Here is a 17,147-nt window from a genome sequence, read left to right as displayed (position 1 = left end):
TTCTTACAGGTGCAGCACCCTGTCCTTGATCTCCTGAGTACGTCCCTGATTCCAGAACTGGGTTCCGATATATCCACAAGTTCTGCGGGCTACAAACATCTTATCCTGATTCTGGTTGCCACAGTTCGGGCATTCCCATACCAGTTTACCACAATCATCCTCTTTAATCAGGATCTCTCCGTCATATCCACAACATTCACAATAATCACTCTTTGTATTCAATTCCGCATACATAATATGATTATAAATGAACTGCATTACAGACAATACTGCCGGTATATTATTCTGCATATTCGGCACTTCAATATAACTGATCGCACCGCCAGGTGACAGTTTCTGGAACTCCGATTCGAACTCTAATTTCTTGAACGCGTCAATCTTCTCTGACACATGCACATGATAACTGTTCGTAATATAGTTCTTATCCGTAACACCTTCGATAATTCCGAATCTCTTCTGTAAGCATTTTGCGAATTTATACGTGGTAGACTCCATCGGAGTTCCATATACAGAATAACTGATATTCTCCGCCTCTCTCCACTCTTTACACTTGTCATTCAGTCTCTGCATAACCTTAAGCGCGAATGGTCTTGCCTCCGGATCAGTATGGGACTTGCCAAGCATACGCATACACATCTCGTACAATCCTGCGTATCCAAGAGAAATTGTTGAATAGCCATTGTACAACAGTTCATCAATCTTCTCACCCTTTTTCAGACGTGCCAGCGCACCATACTGCCACAGGATCGGAGCTACATCAGAAACCGTTCCAAGAAGGCGCTCATGTCTGCATCTGAGTCCGCGATGGCACAATTCCAGACGTTCATCCAAGATCTCCCAGAACCGATCCATATCGCCCTCGGAAGAACATGCTACATCTACTAGGTTGATGGTCACTACACCCTGATTGAATCTTCCATAGAACTTGTGGTGTCCATCTTCCTTCATCTGAGTATCTTCTACGGTCAGGAATGAACGGCATCCCATACACGGATAGACCTCTCCCTGCTTCAATTCTCTCATCATCTTTGCGGAAATATAATCCGGCACCATACGTTTTGCCGTACATTTTGCAGCCAGATGTGTCAGATACCAGTACTTGGAATCCTCCGTAATGTTATCTTCATCCAGTACATAGATCAGTTTCGGGAATGCCGGTGTGATCCATACGCCTTTTTCATTCTTCACGCCCTGCATTCTCTGTACCAGAACCTCTTCAATGATCATTGCAAGGTCATCCCTTAACTGTCCTTCTTCTACCTCATCCAGATACATGAACATAGTTACAAAAGGCGCCTGTCCATTACAAGTCATTAATGTGATCAACTGATACTGAATGGTCTGGATTCCGCTCTTTACTTCATCTCTCAGTCTGCGTTCCGTCACTCTGGATACAATCTCCTCATCCAGACTCTCGCCGCATTCCTTACGCTCTGCAATTACATTGCCCCGAATCTTCTGACGGCTGATATCTACAAACGGTGCCAGGTGTGCCAATGTAAATGACTGTCCGCCATACTGGTTACTTGCAACCTGAGCAACGATCTGTGTCGTTACGTTACAAGCCGTAAAGAAACTGTGCGGCTTCTCGATTAACGTCTCACTGATTACCGTTCCATTCTGCAACATATCCTCTAGGTTAATCAGATCGCAGTTATGCTCCTTCTGTGCAAAATAATCTGAATCATGGAAATGAATGATTCCCTCTTCGTGTGCTGTTACAATCTCTTCAGGAAGCAGCACACGCTTGGACAGATCCTTGCTGACTTCTCCCGCCATATAGTCTCTCTGGGTAGAGTTGATCACCGGATTCTTATTGGAATTCTCCTGGTTCACTTCCTCGTTAATATTCTCAATCAATGAGAGAATTCCGTTGTCCGTAGTGTTAGACTTACGTGTCAGTTCTCTCTTATAACGGTAACGCACATACTTCTGCGCCACCTCGTAACCACGCATCTCCATGATGCCGGTCTCAACCATATCTTGGATATCCTCCACATGCACTGCATGGGTAGTCTCCTGCACCTTATGTGCAATATTATCTGCAACCGCAATGATCTGATACTCATTCATCTGATGGATTTTGTCTACTCCCTGGTTTGCAGCCTTGATCGCATTCACAATCTTTGACAGATCGAAGATTACCTCTTCTCCATTTCTCTTAATTACATTCGTTCTTACGTCTATACTCATCTTTCTCTCCTCGCCTCCGCCTACCAAATATTGATACTCCCTCGCGTTTTTGTACAATATATAGCGTCATGTACTATCATACACCAAAGTCATGTGAAAGGGAAGAGAAAGTTTGAAAAATTTTATTAATTATTTTTTAACACTTTCTATTTCTACCAAAAGAAAACAACCGCTCCCTTCCACAGGTGCAGCGGCTGCTATACTTCATCTTCATTTTCCAGTTTTAAAATATCGCTCACATCACACTTCAGGCAATCACAGATCTTCGCCAGCGTGTTCAGATCCACGCGGGAAACTTTGTTCTTGCAGTAATTGTTCAACTGCGTACGCTGCAGCCTGCAGATATAACACAACTGAGTCTTACTGACTTGTTTTTCTGCCAGAACTCTCTCCAAATCAATCACAATCTTACTCATACTCAACACCATGCCATTTCTTTATGGTTAAGTATACCCATATTTTTGTTGAAAAAATAGATATATTAACTTACACTGTAATAAAATACAGTGCATGGTTGCATTATGGAACCAGGCAACTGCCCATACCTTCACAGGCATTTCCCTAAAAAAACAGATTGAAAGAGGTGCATCCAAACTATGCTACATTCCAAACATGAAAGTCCCAAACCAGCAAGATATCTTCCCGCCATTCTCGGGATCCTACTCCTGGCACTCTTTTTATGGGAGGAGCACAAGCCTTACGAGATACTCCATTCTACAATTATGTCCTCCCCCGACCTGACTGAGACCAGGATGGCTATTGTCGTCCACAGCCTGCTTCCCATTCATGAAGAGACACTGGCAAAAGAGATTATCGAATCACATCAGAAGTTAAACGGCAGACATCCTAATCCTTATTTTGAACTGGAACTTTACCGTACCATGCTGCATTATCAATTACAGACACCGTACGACACCATACTTTGTGACGAATCGGGACAGATTGTGACGGAGATCAGTCTTCCGGATTGAGCCTGCGAAGAAGACCTTTTCCGTACCGGCATATCGCTTAATGCAAGAAAGGTGTATGGACTATTCCAGTCCATACACCTTTCTTGCATTGATTTCTGTCTGTCTTATAACCTCATCAGACGTAATTCCTTTCAATCTTGCAATCTCATCTGCCACATAGCGAATATATGAAGAATTATTTCGCTTGCCTCGATACGGCTCTGGTGCAAGATATGGACAATCCGTTTCAAGTACAATTGACTCCAATGGAATCGCTTCCACTACTTGCTTGAGTTTCTTTCCATTCTTGAAAGTTACAACGCCTCCTACTCCGATATGAAAGCCCCTTTTGACATATTCTGCTGCCATCTCCTTTGAACCGGAATAACAGTGAATAATGCCTCCAAGCCCTTTTGCATATTCATCCATAATCTGGAATGTATCTTCAGATGCGTCACGGCTGTGAATATTAACCGGAAGGTTTACTCTGCGCGCAAGATCCAACTGCCTGACAAACCACTCCTTCTGCACTTCCCGCGGCTCCTCATCCCAGTAATAGTCAAGTCCGATCTCACCGACTGCGACTACCTTCTCTTCATGGCACCAACTTTCAAGCATCGCAAATGTCTCTTCATTCAATGCCCCTACTTCATCCGGATGAACACCGACCGCTGCATAGACATATGGATATCTTGCCGCTAATTCCATAACTCTTTTGCATCCTTCAAAAGATGCGCCTACATTAACGATCGTACCTACACCAAGTTTCGGAAGTTCACTCAGAAGTTCCTCCCTGTCAGCATCAAATTGTTTATCGTCGTAATGCGCGTGTGTATCGAATATCATTTCATTCATCTCTATAATAACCCCGCACGTAACTGTTCCGGGCTCTTCTGAGACAGTAATGCAGGTGCGATATCGAATACGGTTCTTGCCCCGCTTTCTCCTGCCTTAGCCAGGCGATAAGCTGCTCTTGCATAGCAGACTAATACACACGCCGTAAATTCCGGATTGGAATCCAATTTTAAAGAATATTCAATAATATGTTTATTTCCTTCTGTTCCCGTCTCGCCGCTGCGGATTACGAATCCACCGTGAGGCATCTTGCTGTGGTTGGCTTTTAATTCTTCTTCTGTAATAAATGTTACCGTTGTATCATAATCGTCAAAATAATTCGGCATTGTCTTGATCGTTGTCTCGATCGCCTGAAGATCTGCACCTTCCTCCGGAACCACATAACATTCACGCAGATGCTTCTCTCTCGTTGTAAGTTCCGGCTCGTTTCCGCTTCTTACTCGTTCTACCGCTTCTTCAATCGGGACCGTATACTGAATACCATTCTTCACGCCTTCTACCCGGCGGATAGCGTCAGAATGTCCTTGGCTGACACCTTTGCCCCAGAATGTATAAGTGCTTCCCTGCGGCAGGATCGACTCTGCATACAAACGGTTCAACGAAAACATTCCGGGATCCCAGCCTACGGAGATGATTCCGATGTTGCCGCCTTCTTTTGCCGCCTTGTCTACATTTGCAAAATATTCCGGGATTCTTGCATGTGTATCAAAACTGTCAATCGTGTTAAAATTCGCAGCAATCTGCGGTCCCATAACCGGAAGATCCGTAGCAGAACCACCGCAAAGCACCATAACGTCGATCTCATCCTTCATAGACATCATATCATCCATGTGTTTTACAGCAACACCTTCGGTCGCAATCTGCACGGCAGCCGGATCTCTTCTGGTGAATACTGCCTTTAATTCCATGTCGTCGTTACGAGCGATCGCACGCTCAACACCTCTTCCGATATTTCCATATCCCACAATACCAATTCTGATTTTTTCCATATTAATATACCTCTCTTTTCTCCCCTTCTCCCATTAGGGACAGGGCTATTTTAATTAGGGACAGGGCAAATCCAAAAAGGGACACCCTTATCTCAATTGGGGACGGGGGAAATTGCAATTTCCCCCGTCCCCAAAGCGTAGCTTAACAGATCTCTGCGCCTGCCGGCATTGCTTTCTCCGGTGTCATGAGTGCCAGATTGCCGTCTGCATCTTCCGCACACAGAAGCATTCCTTCTGACAGAACACCTGCAAGGCGCGCAGGTTTCAGATTAACAAGCACCATTACCTTCTTGCCAACCATCTCTTCTGCCGTATAGTGTGCCTTGATTCCGGAGACAATCTGTTTTACCTGGCTGCCGATCTTTACCTGGGAGCAGAGAAGTTTTTTGGACTTCTTCACCTCTTCGCAGGCAATAATCTCACCAACCTGGAACTGCATCTTTCCGAAATCTTCGAAAGTAATCTCCGGCTTTGCTTCGATATCTATGACCGTTTCCTCAGCAGAACCTTCATCTGCTGCCTCTTCCTCAGCAACTGGCGGGTGAAGTTCTTCTACTTTTTTCAGGACTTCATTAATATCCAGTCTTGCGAAAAGTATCTCCGGCTTTTCAGTTACTTTGCCATCGCCTAACTGGGCAAATATTCTCTCGGACGTCTCTGGCATGAAGGATTCCAGAAGTTTTGCTCCGGCTTTGATGCTTGCGATCAGGTTGTAAAGCACTGTCTCCAGACGGTCTTTCTTCGCTTCGTCTTTTGCCAATGCCCATGGCATCGTCTCATCGATGTATTTGTTACAGCGTTTGAAGAGGTTGAAGATCTCTGTGATTGCATCAGCCACACGCAGATCATCCATCTTCGCATCCACTGTCTTCGGTGTCTTCTCTACAACCGCTTTCAGGTCAGCATCCACTGCCCTCTCTTCATCGGTATCTGCAACACCTTTATCGGTTACCACTCCACCGAAATATTTATTTGTCATGGAGATGGTTCTGTTCACCAGGTTACCAAGCGTATTTGCAAGGTCAGAGTTCATACGCTCTACCATCAGTTCCCAAGAGATTACACCGTCATTTTCAAATGGCATCTCGTGAAGTACGAAGTAACGTACTGCATCTACGCCAAAGAAATCCACCAGTTCATCTGCATACAGTACATTTCCCTTGGACTTGCTCATCTTGCCGTCACCCTGCAGAAGCCATGGATGTCCGAAGATCTGTTTCGGCAGCGGCAGATCCAGTGCCATCAGGAAGATCGGCCAGTAAATCGTATGGAAACGGATGATGTCTTTTCCGATCAAATGCAGGTCAGCCGGCCAGTTCTTCTTGAACTGCTCTGTGCTCTCGCCGTCACAGTCATATCCGATTCCGGTGATATAATTAGTAAGCGCATCCAGCCACACGTATGTGACATGCTTTGGATCGAATTCTACCGGGATTCCCCATGTAAATGAAGTTCTGGACACACACAGATCCTGTAATCCCGGAAGCAGGAAGTTGTTCATCATCTCATTCTTACGGGATACCGGCTGAATGAACTCCGGATGGGTGTTAATATGCTCAATCAGACGGTCTGCATATTTGCTCATTCTGAAGAAATATGCTTCTTCTTTCGCAGGCTTCACTTCACGTCCACAATCAGGACATTTGCCATCTACTAACTGGGATTCGGTCCAGAAAGACTCGCACGGAGTACAGTACAGTCCCTCATATGATCCTTTGTAAATATCCCCCTGTTCATATAATTTCTTAAAGATCTTCTGTACCTGCTTCTCATGATCTGCATCCGTTGTACGGATGAATTTGTCATAGGAAGTATTCATCATATCCCAGATTCTCTGAATCTCGCCGGCAACGTTGTCTACGAACTCCTTAGGCGTAATTCCAGCCTCCTGGGCTTTCAGTTCAATCTTCTGACCATGCTCATCTGTTCCGGTCTGGAAGAATACGTCGTATCCCTGGCTCCTCTTATATCTTGCAATCGCGTCTGCCAGGACAATCTCATAGGTATTGCCGATATGCGGCTTACCGGATGTGTAGGCAATGGCAGTTGTCATATAATATTTTGGCTTATCACACTTATTACACATACTTCTCTCTCCTTTTTCTTGATTTTGATGATTTGCTCTCATATAACTACACCTTATCGGTCAGCGCCCGCCAGCCGAAGGCATGTATGACGGGATGCTCGAATGAGTATACTCTTTCGAGTTTCTATGAACCCTGGCGCATGGCTGGTGTTTTCATAGAGAAAAAAATCCCGCCTCCTATCATAAGAAGACGGGTAATTACCGTGTTACCACTTCTACTTCACTCTGCCCTCACGGACAGAAGCCTTAGCAAGTGCCAATTAGCACTCTCTCGCTATAACGGGCGAACCCATCGCAGCCTTACACAACCGATTCATCACCAAAAGTGATCATTCCGGCTTCATGCTCGGTGCGCTGCTCAGAAGCCATGTTCAGCCAGTCTCCATTCATCCCTCTCAGCATAACCGCTTTTCATATATCTGTCTGCCGCTGCCATATAGCACCTTAACCTGCAGACTGCGGTTCGGGACTTCTCTGTAGAATCTTGAAAGACCTACTCTCTTCGTCATCGCGTTTCACTTTCATTCATTTCCGCTAAAAATCGTAACATAGACAGGCTTGGATTGTCAAGGGTAAGCGCATGACATTCGGATTTTCTGCATATACATATAAAAAAATCTAAAGGTCAACTATGTCAAAAAAACGTTCTGCCATTATCGCTTCCTGCTTTCTGCTGATTCTTTTCCTGTCGGTCATTGTCTTCCGACAGGTGAATACCAATGAAGATCAGCAATTTGAAGATTATACAAGGAATCTTTTCTGTCAGGAGGTAGCCGGAAGCACCATCTCGCTTCACTACACACTCAAAGACCCTTCCGCCTATGGGATCGATAATGCTCCTGTAACCTTCGGTGCATGTACCACGGATACGAATGCCATCTGTGCTTCATCCGAAAATGCGCTCGCCCTTCTCCAATCCTTCGACCGCCGCCATCTGTCGGATGAGAACCGTCTTACCTATGACATTTTGGAGGATTCTCTGACTACGGCACTAAAAGAAGCACCTTATGCCCTATATGAAGAACCATTGGCACCGCTTACCGGCACCCAGGCACAACTACCGGTTCTTCTGTCGGAATACCAGTTCTACACTCGGTCGGACGTAGACACCTATCTGGAACTACTGTCCAAACTGCCCCAATATTTCCAATCCATCATGGAATTTGAACGGGTAAAATCCGAACAAGGGCTGTTCATGGCTTCTTATTCCGCAGATGATATCATCGAAGAATGCCAGGCATTTATCGATATGGGAGAGAACAATTATCTCTACTCCTCCTTTGAAGAACGGCTGAATTCACTTGATCTGACCATGGACGAGAAGAATACTTACATAGAGGCGAACTCCAGGTGCATTGCCGATTATATTTTCCCATCTTATGCGGAATTAAAAGAATGCCTGGTCTCACTTCGGACGACTGGAAAGAATAACAACGGGCTCTGCTATCTCCCAAACGGGAAGGAATACTATGAACTCATCGTCGCAAGCGAGACTGGGTCTTCCAGAACCATTCCGGAACTTCAACAGTTAACGCAGCAACAGATGATATCCGACCTTACTGCAATGCAGCAGGTATTGACCAGTTCAGAAGAAGTCGCCGTTTCCTCTGATATGTTCAAGACTCAGGGGGCTATCCTGGAGGATCCCGATCCGGCTTCTATACTTACGACTCTGGAGTCAAAATTAGGAAATAACTTTCCGGCTTCTCCGGAAGTCAACACGCAGATTAAATACGTCCAGGAATCTATGGAAGAATACTTAAGTCCTGCATTTTATATGATTCCTGCCATTGATAATACCACGAATAATGTCATCTACATTAACCAGGGACATCTGCCAGATGACCTCTCGCTTTTCACGACGCTGGCACATGAGGGATATCCCGGTCATCTGTATCAGACTACTTACTACGCAAGCCAGAATCCAAATCCGATCCGCAATATTCTGAATTATGGAGGCTATACAGAAGGGTGGGCGACATACAGTGAGATGATGAGTTATTATTACGCCCCCATTCCGAAGGAACAGGCGACACTTATGCAAAAAAACACCTCTGTAATCCTTGGTCTGTATGCGCTTGCGGATATGGGAATTCATTATGAGGGGTGGACATTAGTGGATACGGTATCGTTCTTCCGTAGTTATGGCATTACGGATACGAATACGATTGAGGATATCTATGATCTGATCATTGGAGATCCGGCGAATTATCTGAAGTATTATATTGGATACGTGGAGTTTCTGGAATTGAAGAAAGATGCGATGGAAGAATGGGGGGAAGAATTTACTCAGGAGAGATTCCATAAAGAAGTGCTGGATATGGGACCTGCACCGTTTACACTCTTGCGGGAGCAGTTAGTTGGGGACGGGGGAAATTGAAATTTCCCCCGTCCCCAACTCGATTTGCCGTGTCCCTTTTTGGATTTGCCCTGTCCCTAATTCGATTTACCCTGTCCCTAATTACAGCAGCAGGGACAAAAGCGGCAGCGTAACAATTGACAGCAACGTAGACACGAATATCGTCTGAGAGGCGAACTCGGAATTGCGCCCGTATTTATCTGCCAGTATAGCGGTCGTCCCTGCCATCGGCATTCCCGTCAGGAGTACCGTCACATCCGCCAACATCCGGTCAACCTGTAAGCCTCGCAGAGCAGCCAGTGTCAACAGCGGATATACCACCAGACGGATCAGGCAATAATACAATACTGATGGATCTAGCAACTGTTTCACTTTCGAATTCGCCAGCATCGATCCAATCGCCAGCATTGAGATCGGTACCATACATTTGCTGATACTTGCCATCGTATTATCCACAAACACTGGCAATTCAAATGGACATACCATCAACACAATACCAATCACAATAGCAATAATACATGGATGCTTCACCAGTTTCTTATACGCCTCTTTCCTATCCACATCCGTGAACAACGCAAGACCAGAAGACCACATGGTTACCCGGACCGGAATCTGGAAGATGGATGTATACAGAACTCCTAAGCTGCCATATAGGCTGTTAATAATCGGAAGCCCGATAAAACTAGAATTCGACACAATCAGTCCATAAGTAAATATGTTTTTTTTCCCGGAATCAAACTTCCAAAAGAAGAACTTACCAACCAGAATACTAAATATCTGAATTGCTAAAGAAACTATAAAGGCACCCACGCAATTCTTGAAGAACTCTCCAGAGATATCGATCTCCCCTAAAAATGACTCTATGATATTACAGGGAAGTATAATGTTCACTGTCAGATCTGACAACGTCTTCTGCCCCGCATCAGAGATAATCCCCTTTCTTTTCAGGAATATTCCTATAAGTATCAGCAAGAACAATGTAAACTGCAAATGTATCATCTGTGTAAAGAAATCCATCTCAACTTTCTCCCTTTCTTTTAGAGTCTGTTTGGGTACAACACATTTGTCAATTAGGTACACCACATTTACCAGTTTGGGACGTAGTAAAACTGCATTTTACTACGTCCCCATCCACTACTGCGTCACTGTTTTTGACGCATATATCTTCGTTCTTTCTTCCCGATCAAAATACTTCTCCGTCTCATCCACAACTACTTTACGCAGTCCAATCAGAGCAATCAAGTTCGGGATAATCATCAGCGCATTCGTAATATCTGCCAACAGCCAGATCGGCTCCAGTGTCAGGAACGGTGCAACTGCAATCGCAAGAATATACACAACCTTGAATCCCTTAATACTCTTCGTACTTCCAGTCAGATACAGCATACATCTTTCACCATAGTAATTCCATCCAAGAATTGTTGTAAACGAGAAAAAGATAATACCGATTGCAACCATATACATACCTATATCAAATGGAAGCCCCATATTATACGCCTTGGTTACCAGCACGCTTCCGCTAAGCGAACTATTATCCAGAAGCCCGCTGGAAATGATTACCAGTCCCGTCATAGAGCAGGTTACAAGTGTGGTGAAGAATACACTCGTCATAGAGATCAATCCCTGCTTTACACAAGAATTCGTCTTAGCCGCTGCTGCAACAATTGGAGAACTTCCAAGTCCCGCCTCGTTTGTATAGACACCTCTTGCAACACCGGTTCTCATCGCCGTCATGAAAGTGATAACTCCGGTACCTGCAGCACCGCCAAGTGCAGATTCCTTAGAGAACGCACAACGGAAGATCTCGCCAAATGCTCCCGGAATTGCCTGATAATTTACAGCCAGTATCACAAAAGATCCGCCGATAAAAAAGATTGCCATAAACGGTACTACAAACTGTGCTACTTTAGAGATAGACTGAATACCGCCAAGTGTAACAACTGCTGTTAAAATTGTTACGATCACACCAATAACGATTACTGGTATTCCAAAGGAATCACTGACAGATTCCGTAATTGCATTCACCTGTGGGAATGTACCACAGCCCAACAGTGCAGTTACGATTCCAAAGAAAGCAAAAAGTTTCGCAAGCCATTTAAACTTCTCACCCATTCCATTCTGGATATAGTACATCGGTCCTCCGGCAATCTGTCCATTCTCATCGGTGATACGGTATTTTACTGCCAGAAGCGCCTCTGCATATTTCGTTGTCATTCCCAATATTGCGGATACCCACATCCAGAACATTGCTCCCGGTCCACCAATTCTAAGTGCTGTTGCCACACCCACGATACTTCCGGTTCCGATATCAGCCGCCAGCGTCGTACACAGTGTAGCAAATGCGGACACATCCCCGGCACCCTCTTCTTTTTCAAAGATACTTCTCATTGCTTTCGGGAATTTCAGAAGTTGAAGCCCTTTTAATCTGTAAGTAAAATATAATCCAGTTCCCATAAGCAATATCAATGTCGGCGGTCCCCAGATAAATGACTGGACTTTTTCCAGCACGGTCATTAGTGTTTCCATAATAATCCTCCAAGTTGTTAAAAATTTGACACGAAATAGGTATTTTTTAAGCAACAGACTTGAAACAAATCCGTTGCTTCTATGGCGGTACACCACATTTGCTAATTAGGTACACCACTTTTTTCAGTTTAGGACGTAGTAAAACTGCACTTTACTACGTCCCAAACCGTCTATGAGTTGTATTTCTTAAGATCAAGTGCTTTCTCTTTTGCATTAACGATTACGTTAACTGCTGCGTCACCAATAACGTTCAGTGGAAGCAAAGCCATCTCAACCGGACGGTTAATAGCAACTACCAAAGAGTAACCAATCAGGCACAATTCTGTTGTCCACCCCATACCAGATAATACTGTGAAGATCATGGTCGTTCCTGCAATCGGGATCGCCGGTGTTCCTGCTGCCGCACAGATTGACAAGAATGCCATAACTGCCATGTTGGCTGGTGTTACATCCAGTCCGGCTGCCGTTGCGATAAAAGTAACTGCAAACATATGCATAACTGTCGTTCCGTTCATGTTGATAGTCATACCGGTAGGAAGTACGAAACTAGTAATCTCTTCGCTGCATCCAAGTTCATCGATACAAGTTCTTGTATTCAGTGGAAGACATGCTGCTGAAGAGTTGGTTGAAAAACCAAATACTCCGACTTTCGCAATCTTCTTTAAGAACTGCAATGGATTCAATCTTGTTGTAAGCCAGATTCCAAGTGGGTACAGGGTTACAACCAGCAAGAACAGCGTCAGCATTGCTGCTACAACATATGCTGCCACAGGCGCCAGATACTCTACACCATAGATAGCGAATGTTCTGGAGATCAGACAGAAGATCGCAACTGGTCCGATCTTGTTGATCAGGAATGTAAGCCACATATTGATAATATCACTTAATGTCTCTAATACGTCTTTCAGAGGCTTTCCTTTCTCTCCCATCTGATTCAGGCAGAGACCAAGGATAATAGCAATAACTACAACTGCAAGGATACTATTGTTCGTGCTGCATGCAGATACGATATTAGAGGTAAATGCATTTACAACAACCGCCAACGGATTGAATGCATCAATTGTTGCTGCTTCTGCTACACCATCACTTGGAAGTGTAACGTTGAAAAATCCAAGATTCTTAACTGCGGATGCAATCACACATGCTAACGCCGCACCACATACGTAGAATCCGAAGAATCCCAGCAAAGAACGTCCTGCAATACGTCCAAGTTTTGTAGAGTTAGAGATACTACACATCGCAAGGCTTAAGGATACCAGTACCAGCGGTACGATTGCCATCTGCAGCCCTCTCATGAAGATCTGTCCTGCAATATAGAAAAGACCAATACCGCTAGCTTCAGTAGTGATATCTACGAACAGAAGCCAGTTCACCCAATTCCATGCAGACTCAGATAATACATTCTCTCTTAGTAACAGGAAGCCGATTCCAACCACCAGACCACCTATAAGAGCAATCATCATCTTTCTAACAATTGATGCCTGTTTTTTGTTTTCTTTACCCATCTTTCTTTCACTCCTTCATCTTTAAATGTATTCTTACAGATGCTTAATCTCAATACCTTCCTGTGCAAATGTCTCCCTGATTCTCTGGACAAATGCTAAGGCTTTCGGTCCATCTCCGTGTACACAGAGTGTATCACCCTTGATGTCAAGTTCTTTACCGTTAATAGAAGTTACCTTTCCTTCTTTGATCATCTTTACACAACGCTGGATTGCAATATCCTCATCTGTGATCATTGATCCTTCCATCTTTCTTGGCACCAAAGACAGGTCATCCATGTATGCTCTGTCTGCGAAGATCTCAGATGCTGTACGAAGTCCCTTGCTCTCTGCGATATCACCAAGAACCGCTCCTGCACAGTAGTAAACGATCAGGTCTTTGTCGAACTCTGCGATTGCTTCTACGATTGCAGTAGAGATCTCTTCATCATACTGGCACTGGTTACCCATTGCTCCGTGTGGTGCTACGTGATTCAGTTTCATTCCATAACTCTGTGTAAATGCAGCCAATGCTCCGATCTGGTATCTTACATAGTTCTTTACTTCCTGGAATGACAGAACCATCTTTCTGCGTCCGAATCCCATCAGATCCGGATATCCTGGATGTGCGCCTACTACTACACCGCGCTCTTTTGCCATACGCACTACCTTATCCATTACCATTGGATCTCCTGCATGCCATCCGCATGCAACATTTGCTGTTGTAACATACTGGATAATATTCTCGTCGCCGCCAAGTTTATACGCGCCGAAACTTTCTCCCATGTCACTGTTAAGATCAACACTATACATTTCTTTTTCTCCTTTCGTTTTGTATATGAAAATGTCTTTCTTACCGTATCTGATTGCAGAACTTATTTATTTACAACGTTCTGCGGCTCCCCGTCAACATATGCTTTCAGGTTCGCTACTGCAATGTCCATCAGTCTCTGACGAGATTCCTTCGGAGCCCATGCAATATGTGGAGTGATGATCATGTTCTTAGCCTGAAGAAGCGGGTTATCCATCTGGATAGGCTCTGTAGATACTACGTCTACTGCTGCTCCTGCTACTTTGCCGCTGTTAAGAGCATCTCTTAAGTCTTCCTCTACGATCAATGGACCTCTGGAATCGTTGATGATCATAACGCCTGTCTTCATCTTTGCAATTGTGTCTTTATTGATGATTCCCTCTGTAGATGGGAATAACGGGCAGTGAAGTGAGATTACATCTGACTCAGCCAGCAGTTCATCAAGTTCTGCATAGCGGCAAGTCTCTGTCTCCAGAGCCGGATTATGGTATGCATCAAATGCTAATACCTTCATTCCAAGAGCCTGTGCGATCTTACCTGTATCCTGTCCGATACGTCCGAATCCGATGATACCCATCGTCTTTCCAGCAAGTTCTACCAATGGGTAGTTCCAGAAGCACCAGTCCGGATTATTGGTCCAGTCACCCTTCTTTACACAGTCAGAGTGCTCTCCGATGTGGTGGCACAGTTCCAGAAGTAAAGCAATTGCATACTGGGATACTGCTGCTGTTCCGTATGTAGGGATATTGGATACCGGGATTCCTTTTTCCTTAGCCGCCTCGATATCCACAATGTTGTATCCTGTTGCCAGAACACCTACAAACTTGATGTTCGGGCATGCGTCAAATGTCTCTCTTGTTAATGGTGTCTTGTTGGTGTATACCACCTCTGCATCTCCGATGCGTGCAACAATATCTTCCGGCTGTGTACGGTCATATACTGTTACTTCTCCGAATGCTTCCATTCCTTCCCAGCTGATGTCGCCAGGGTTCAATGTGTAACCATCCAATACTACAATCTTCATGTTTCTAACTCCTCCATTTTTGTGTATTTTTATAAAATATATCGCTATATTTTACAGTTCATAATGACTCTCGATAAAATCAGTATTGAACATTCCGCTTCGGAAATCCTCCTGATTCAATATATCATATTGGAAATTCAGGTTCGTCTTCACACCTTCAATCTCCAATTCCCCCAGCGTGCTGATCATCTTCCTGATCGCGCCCTGTCTGTCGCTGTCATATGCGATTACCTTTACGATCATAGAATCGTAATAAGGCGGTATCGTATATCCCGGGTAGATCGCCGTATCCATACGGATACCATTTCCTCCCGGAAGGTGCATCTTCTTCACAGTTCCCGGACAAGGCATGAAATTATGCACCGGATCTTCCGCATTGATTCTGCACTCGATCGCATGTCCCCGTAAGATAATATCTTCCTGTTTTACGCTCAGCGGCAAGCCTGCTGCTGCACGGATCTGCTCCCTGATCAGGTCTACCCCCGATACCAGTTCGCTGATCGGATGCTCTACCTGGATACGGGTGTTCATCTCCATAAAGAAGAACTCTCCGGACTGATCCAGCAGGAACTCTATCGTTCCGGCATTCTCATATCCGACTGCCTTGGCTGCCCGTACTGCTGTCTCACCTAACTTCTCTCTCAATTCCTGTGAAATGAATGCACATGGTGACTCTTCTATCATCTTCTGATGGCGTCTCTGAATGGAACAGTCCCTCTCTCCAAGATGGACTACATTGCCATACTTATCTGCCATAATCTGTACTTCTATATGGCGTGGAGACTGGACATAACGTTCCAGATACATGGTATTATCTCCGAATGCACTAATGGATTCCTGCTGTGCCGAGCGAAATCCTGCCAAGAATTCCTCCTCAGTATAAGCAAGGCGCATTCCCTTTCCTCCGCCGCCTGAAGATGCTTTAATCATAACCGGAAAGCCGATCTGTCTTGCCTTCTCAAGCGCATCCTCTGCTTCATATACCGGGCTGTCTGTTCCAGGAACTACCGGAACGCCCGCTTCTTTCATGGTTCGTTTGGCTTCGGACTTATTCCCCATCTTATCAATCAACTGACCAGACGGTCCGATAAATGCGATGTTATACTTCGCACACCGTTCTGCAAATTCCGCATTCTCCGAAAGGAATCCGAATCCCGGATGTATCGCCTCTGCCTTCGTGGCGATTGCCGCGCTCAAGATCTGGTTCATATCCAGATAACTTTTTAATGGAGCCGCCGGACCGATGCATACCGCCTCATCCGCAAGGCGGGTGTGCATTGCGTGCGCATCTGCTTCCGAGTAAACTGCGACCGTATGGATTCCCATCTCTCTACAGGCACGTATAATGCGCACTGCAATCTCACCACGATTGGCAATCAATATTTTTCTAAACATGATTCCTATCCCTCAATTACGAATAATGGCTGTCCATACTCTACCAGTTCCCCATCGCCTACGAGAACTTCTGTTACCGTTCCGGAACATCCTGCCACTACGTCATTCATCATCTTCATTGCCTCGATTGCTCCGAGCACCTGTCCCTCTTCAATTGTCTGACCTGTTGTAACTATATCTTTCTTATCCTGTGATGCAGATGCATGGAAGATTCCTACCATAGGTGATCTGATGATCACTCCTTCTTTGATAGAGGCTTCCTCTGCTTCTTTCTTCGGCTCTGCTTCCAGTTCCTTATGTACCGTTTTCGGTATATCCGCTGTTGTCGGCTCCGCACATCCCTGCTTTTTCAGAGATATCTGGAACTCTCCCTTTTGAAGCTGAAACTCTGTGATACTGGAATGCTCTATTTCATGGATCAATTCTATAATCTTCTCATATTCCATTTCAACGTTCCTCACTATCTGCTTCTTAACTT

14 protein-coding genes are annotated in these 17,147 nt (G+C 44.8%); 2 read left to right on the top strand and 12 right to left on the bottom strand.

Going from position 1 to position 17,147, the window contains the following annotated elements; genetic code table 11:
* Positions 1 to 3 precede the first annotated feature (3 nt).
* Together nrdD and ACQRBN_RS05870 are read right to left on the bottom strand one after the other, a co-directional pair.
* The gene (gene nrdD / locus ACQRBN_RS05875; protein ID WP_427738047.1) at positions 4 to 2,193 is read right to left on the bottom strand and encodes an anaerobic ribonucleoside-triphosphate reductase; all 2,190 of its coding nucleotides are present in this window, start codon (positions 2,191 to 2,193) and stop codon (positions 4 to 6) included.
* Positions 2,194 to 2,390: 197 nt separating this feature from the next.
* A complete protein-coding gene (locus ACQRBN_RS05870) occupies positions 2,391 to 2,609 on the bottom strand; it encodes a helix-turn-helix domain-containing protein (RefSeq protein WP_427738046.1) in 219 nt (72 codons plus the stop codon).
* A gap of 336 nt (positions 2,610 to 2,945) precedes the next feature.
* Between ACQRBN_RS05870 and ACQRBN_RS05865 the strand changes: the two genes are divergently transcribed.
* Positions 2,946 to 3,164, top strand: a complete 219-nt coding sequence (locus tag ACQRBN_RS05865) for a hypothetical protein (protein ID WP_427738045.1) — start codon at positions 2,946 to 2,948, stop codon at positions 3,162 to 3,164.
* A 60-nt stretch (positions 3,165 to 3,224) separates the two neighbouring features.
* Here the strand turns inward: ACQRBN_RS05865 and ACQRBN_RS05860 are convergent, their stop codons facing one another.
* The 3 genes from ACQRBN_RS05860 to metG all read right to left on the bottom strand — a co-directional run bounded on the left by ACQRBN_RS05860 (position 3,225) and on the right by metG (position 7,073).
* Positions 3,225 to 3,989: a TatD family hydrolase gene (locus ACQRBN_RS05860; protein WP_427738066.1), complete on the bottom strand. Its 765-nt coding sequence runs from the start codon at positions 3,987 to 3,989 to the stop codon at positions 3,225 to 3,227.
* 11 nt (positions 3,990 to 4,000) lie between these two features.
* Positions 4,001 to 4,987, bottom strand: a complete 987-nt coding sequence (locus ACQRBN_RS05855) for a diaminopimelate dehydrogenase (RefSeq protein ID WP_427738044.1) — start codon at positions 4,985 to 4,987, stop codon at positions 4,001 to 4,003.
* A 142-nt stretch (positions 4,988 to 5,129) separates the two neighbouring features.
* A complete protein-coding gene (gene metG / locus ACQRBN_RS05850; RefSeq protein ID WP_427738043.1) occupies positions 5,130 to 7,073 on the bottom strand; it encodes a methionine--tRNA ligase in 1,944 nt (647 codons plus the stop codon).
* Between the two features lie 631 nt (positions 7,074 to 7,704).
* Here metG and ACQRBN_RS05845 point away from each other — a divergent pair.
* Positions 7,705 to 9,453, top strand: coding sequence for a DUF885 domain-containing protein (locus tag ACQRBN_RS05845; RefSeq protein WP_427738042.1), 1,749 nt, complete (start codon positions 7,705 to 7,707; stop codon positions 9,451 to 9,453).
* Between the two features lie 81 nt (positions 9,454 to 9,534).
* Here the strand turns inward: ACQRBN_RS05845 and ACQRBN_RS05840 are convergent, their stop codons facing one another.
* From ACQRBN_RS05840 to accB, 7 genes are all read right to left on the bottom strand, one after another.
* A complete protein-coding gene (locus tag ACQRBN_RS05840) occupies positions 9,535 to 10,449 on the bottom strand; it encodes an AEC family transporter (RefSeq protein WP_427738041.1) in 915 nt (304 codons plus the stop codon).
* Positions 10,450 to 10,566: 117 nt separating this feature from the next.
* Entirely contained in the window at positions 10,567 to 11,958 is a 1,392-nt protein-coding gene (locus tag ACQRBN_RS05835) for an alanine/glycine:cation symporter family protein (RefSeq protein WP_427738040.1), read from the bottom strand.
* 170 nt (positions 11,959 to 12,128) lie between these two features.
* A complete protein-coding gene (locus ACQRBN_RS05830) occupies positions 12,129 to 13,463 on the bottom strand; it encodes a dicarboxylate/amino acid:cation symporter (protein ID WP_427738039.1) in 1,335 nt (444 codons plus the stop codon).
* A 33-nt stretch (positions 13,464 to 13,496) separates the two neighbouring features.
* The gene (locus tag ACQRBN_RS05825) at positions 13,497 to 14,252 is read right to left on the bottom strand and encodes a LamB/YcsF family protein (protein ID WP_427738038.1); all 756 of its coding nucleotides are present in this window, start codon (positions 14,250 to 14,252) and stop codon (positions 13,497 to 13,499) included.
* Between the two features lie 62 nt (positions 14,253 to 14,314).
* Complete coding sequence (locus ACQRBN_RS05820; protein ID WP_427738037.1) at positions 14,315 to 15,274, bottom strand: D-2-hydroxyacid dehydrogenase; 960 nt, start codon at positions 15,272 to 15,274, stop codon at positions 14,315 to 14,317.
* Between the two features lie 51 nt (positions 15,275 to 15,325).
* Complete coding sequence (locus ACQRBN_RS05815; protein WP_427738036.1) at positions 15,326 to 16,669, bottom strand: acetyl-CoA carboxylase biotin carboxylase subunit; 1,344 nt, start codon at positions 16,667 to 16,669, stop codon at positions 15,326 to 15,328.
* A gap of 5 nt (positions 16,670 to 16,674) precedes the next feature.
* Positions 16,675 to 17,130, bottom strand: a complete 456-nt coding sequence (gene accB / locus ACQRBN_RS05810) for an acetyl-CoA carboxylase biotin carboxyl carrier protein (protein ID WP_427738035.1) — start codon at positions 17,128 to 17,130, stop codon at positions 16,675 to 16,677.
* Positions 17,131 to 17,147 lie beyond the last annotated feature (17 nt).

Source organism: Bariatricus sp. SGI.154 (assembly GCF_050313795.1).
GTDB lineage: Bacteria > Bacillota > Clostridia > Lachnospirales > Lachnospiraceae > CAMBRQ01.
The sequence above is the reverse complement of the archived record's forward strand: the minus strand, read 5'-3'. Positions and strand labels throughout refer to the sequence as shown.

Coding starts and splice junctions, on each gene's coding strand:
- ACQRBN_RS05825 (WP_427738038.1), bottom strand. CDS start 14,252: ATGTATAGTGTTGATCTTAACAGTGACATGGGAGAAAGTTTCGGCGCG.
- nrdD (WP_427738047.1), bottom strand. CDS start 2,193: ATGAGTATAGACGTAAGAACGAATGTAATTAAGAGAAATGGAGAAGAG.
- ACQRBN_RS05855 (WP_427738044.1), bottom strand. CDS start 4,987: ATGGAAAAAATCAGAATTGGTATTGTGGGATATGGAAATATCGGAAGA.
- ACQRBN_RS05865 (WP_427738045.1), top strand. CDS start 2,946: ATGGCTATTGTCGTCCACAGCCTGCTTCCCATTCATGAAGAGACACTG.
- ACQRBN_RS05845 (WP_427738042.1), top strand. CDS start 7,705: ATGTCAAAAAAACGTTCTGCCATTATCGCTTCCTGCTTTCTGCTGATT.
- metG (WP_427738043.1), bottom strand. CDS start 7,073: ATGTGTAATAAGTGTGATAAGCCAAAATATTATATGACAACTGCCATT.
- ACQRBN_RS05820 (WP_427738037.1), bottom strand. CDS start 15,274: ATGAAGATTGTAGTATTGGATGGTTACACATTGAACCCTGGCGACATC.
- ACQRBN_RS05830 (WP_427738039.1), bottom strand. CDS start 13,463: ATGGGTAAAGAAAACAAAAAACAGGCATCAATTGTTAGAAAGATGATG.
- ACQRBN_RS05835 (WP_427738040.1), bottom strand. CDS start 11,958: ATGGAAACACTAATGACCGTGCTGGAAAAAGTCCAGTCATTTATCTGG.
- ACQRBN_RS05815 (WP_427738036.1), bottom strand. CDS start 16,669: ATGTTTAGAAAAATATTGATTGCCAATCGTGGTGAGATTGCAGTGCGC.
- ACQRBN_RS05840 (WP_427738041.1), bottom strand. CDS start 10,449: ATGGATTTCTTTACACAGATGATACATTTGCAGTTTACATTGTTCTTG.
- ACQRBN_RS05860 (WP_427738066.1), bottom strand. CDS start 3,989: ATGATATTCGATACACACGCGCATTACGACGATAAACAATTTGATGCT.
- ACQRBN_RS05870 (WP_427738046.1), bottom strand. CDS start 2,609: ATGAGTAAGATTGTGATTGATTTGGAGAGAGTTCTGGCAGAAAAACAA.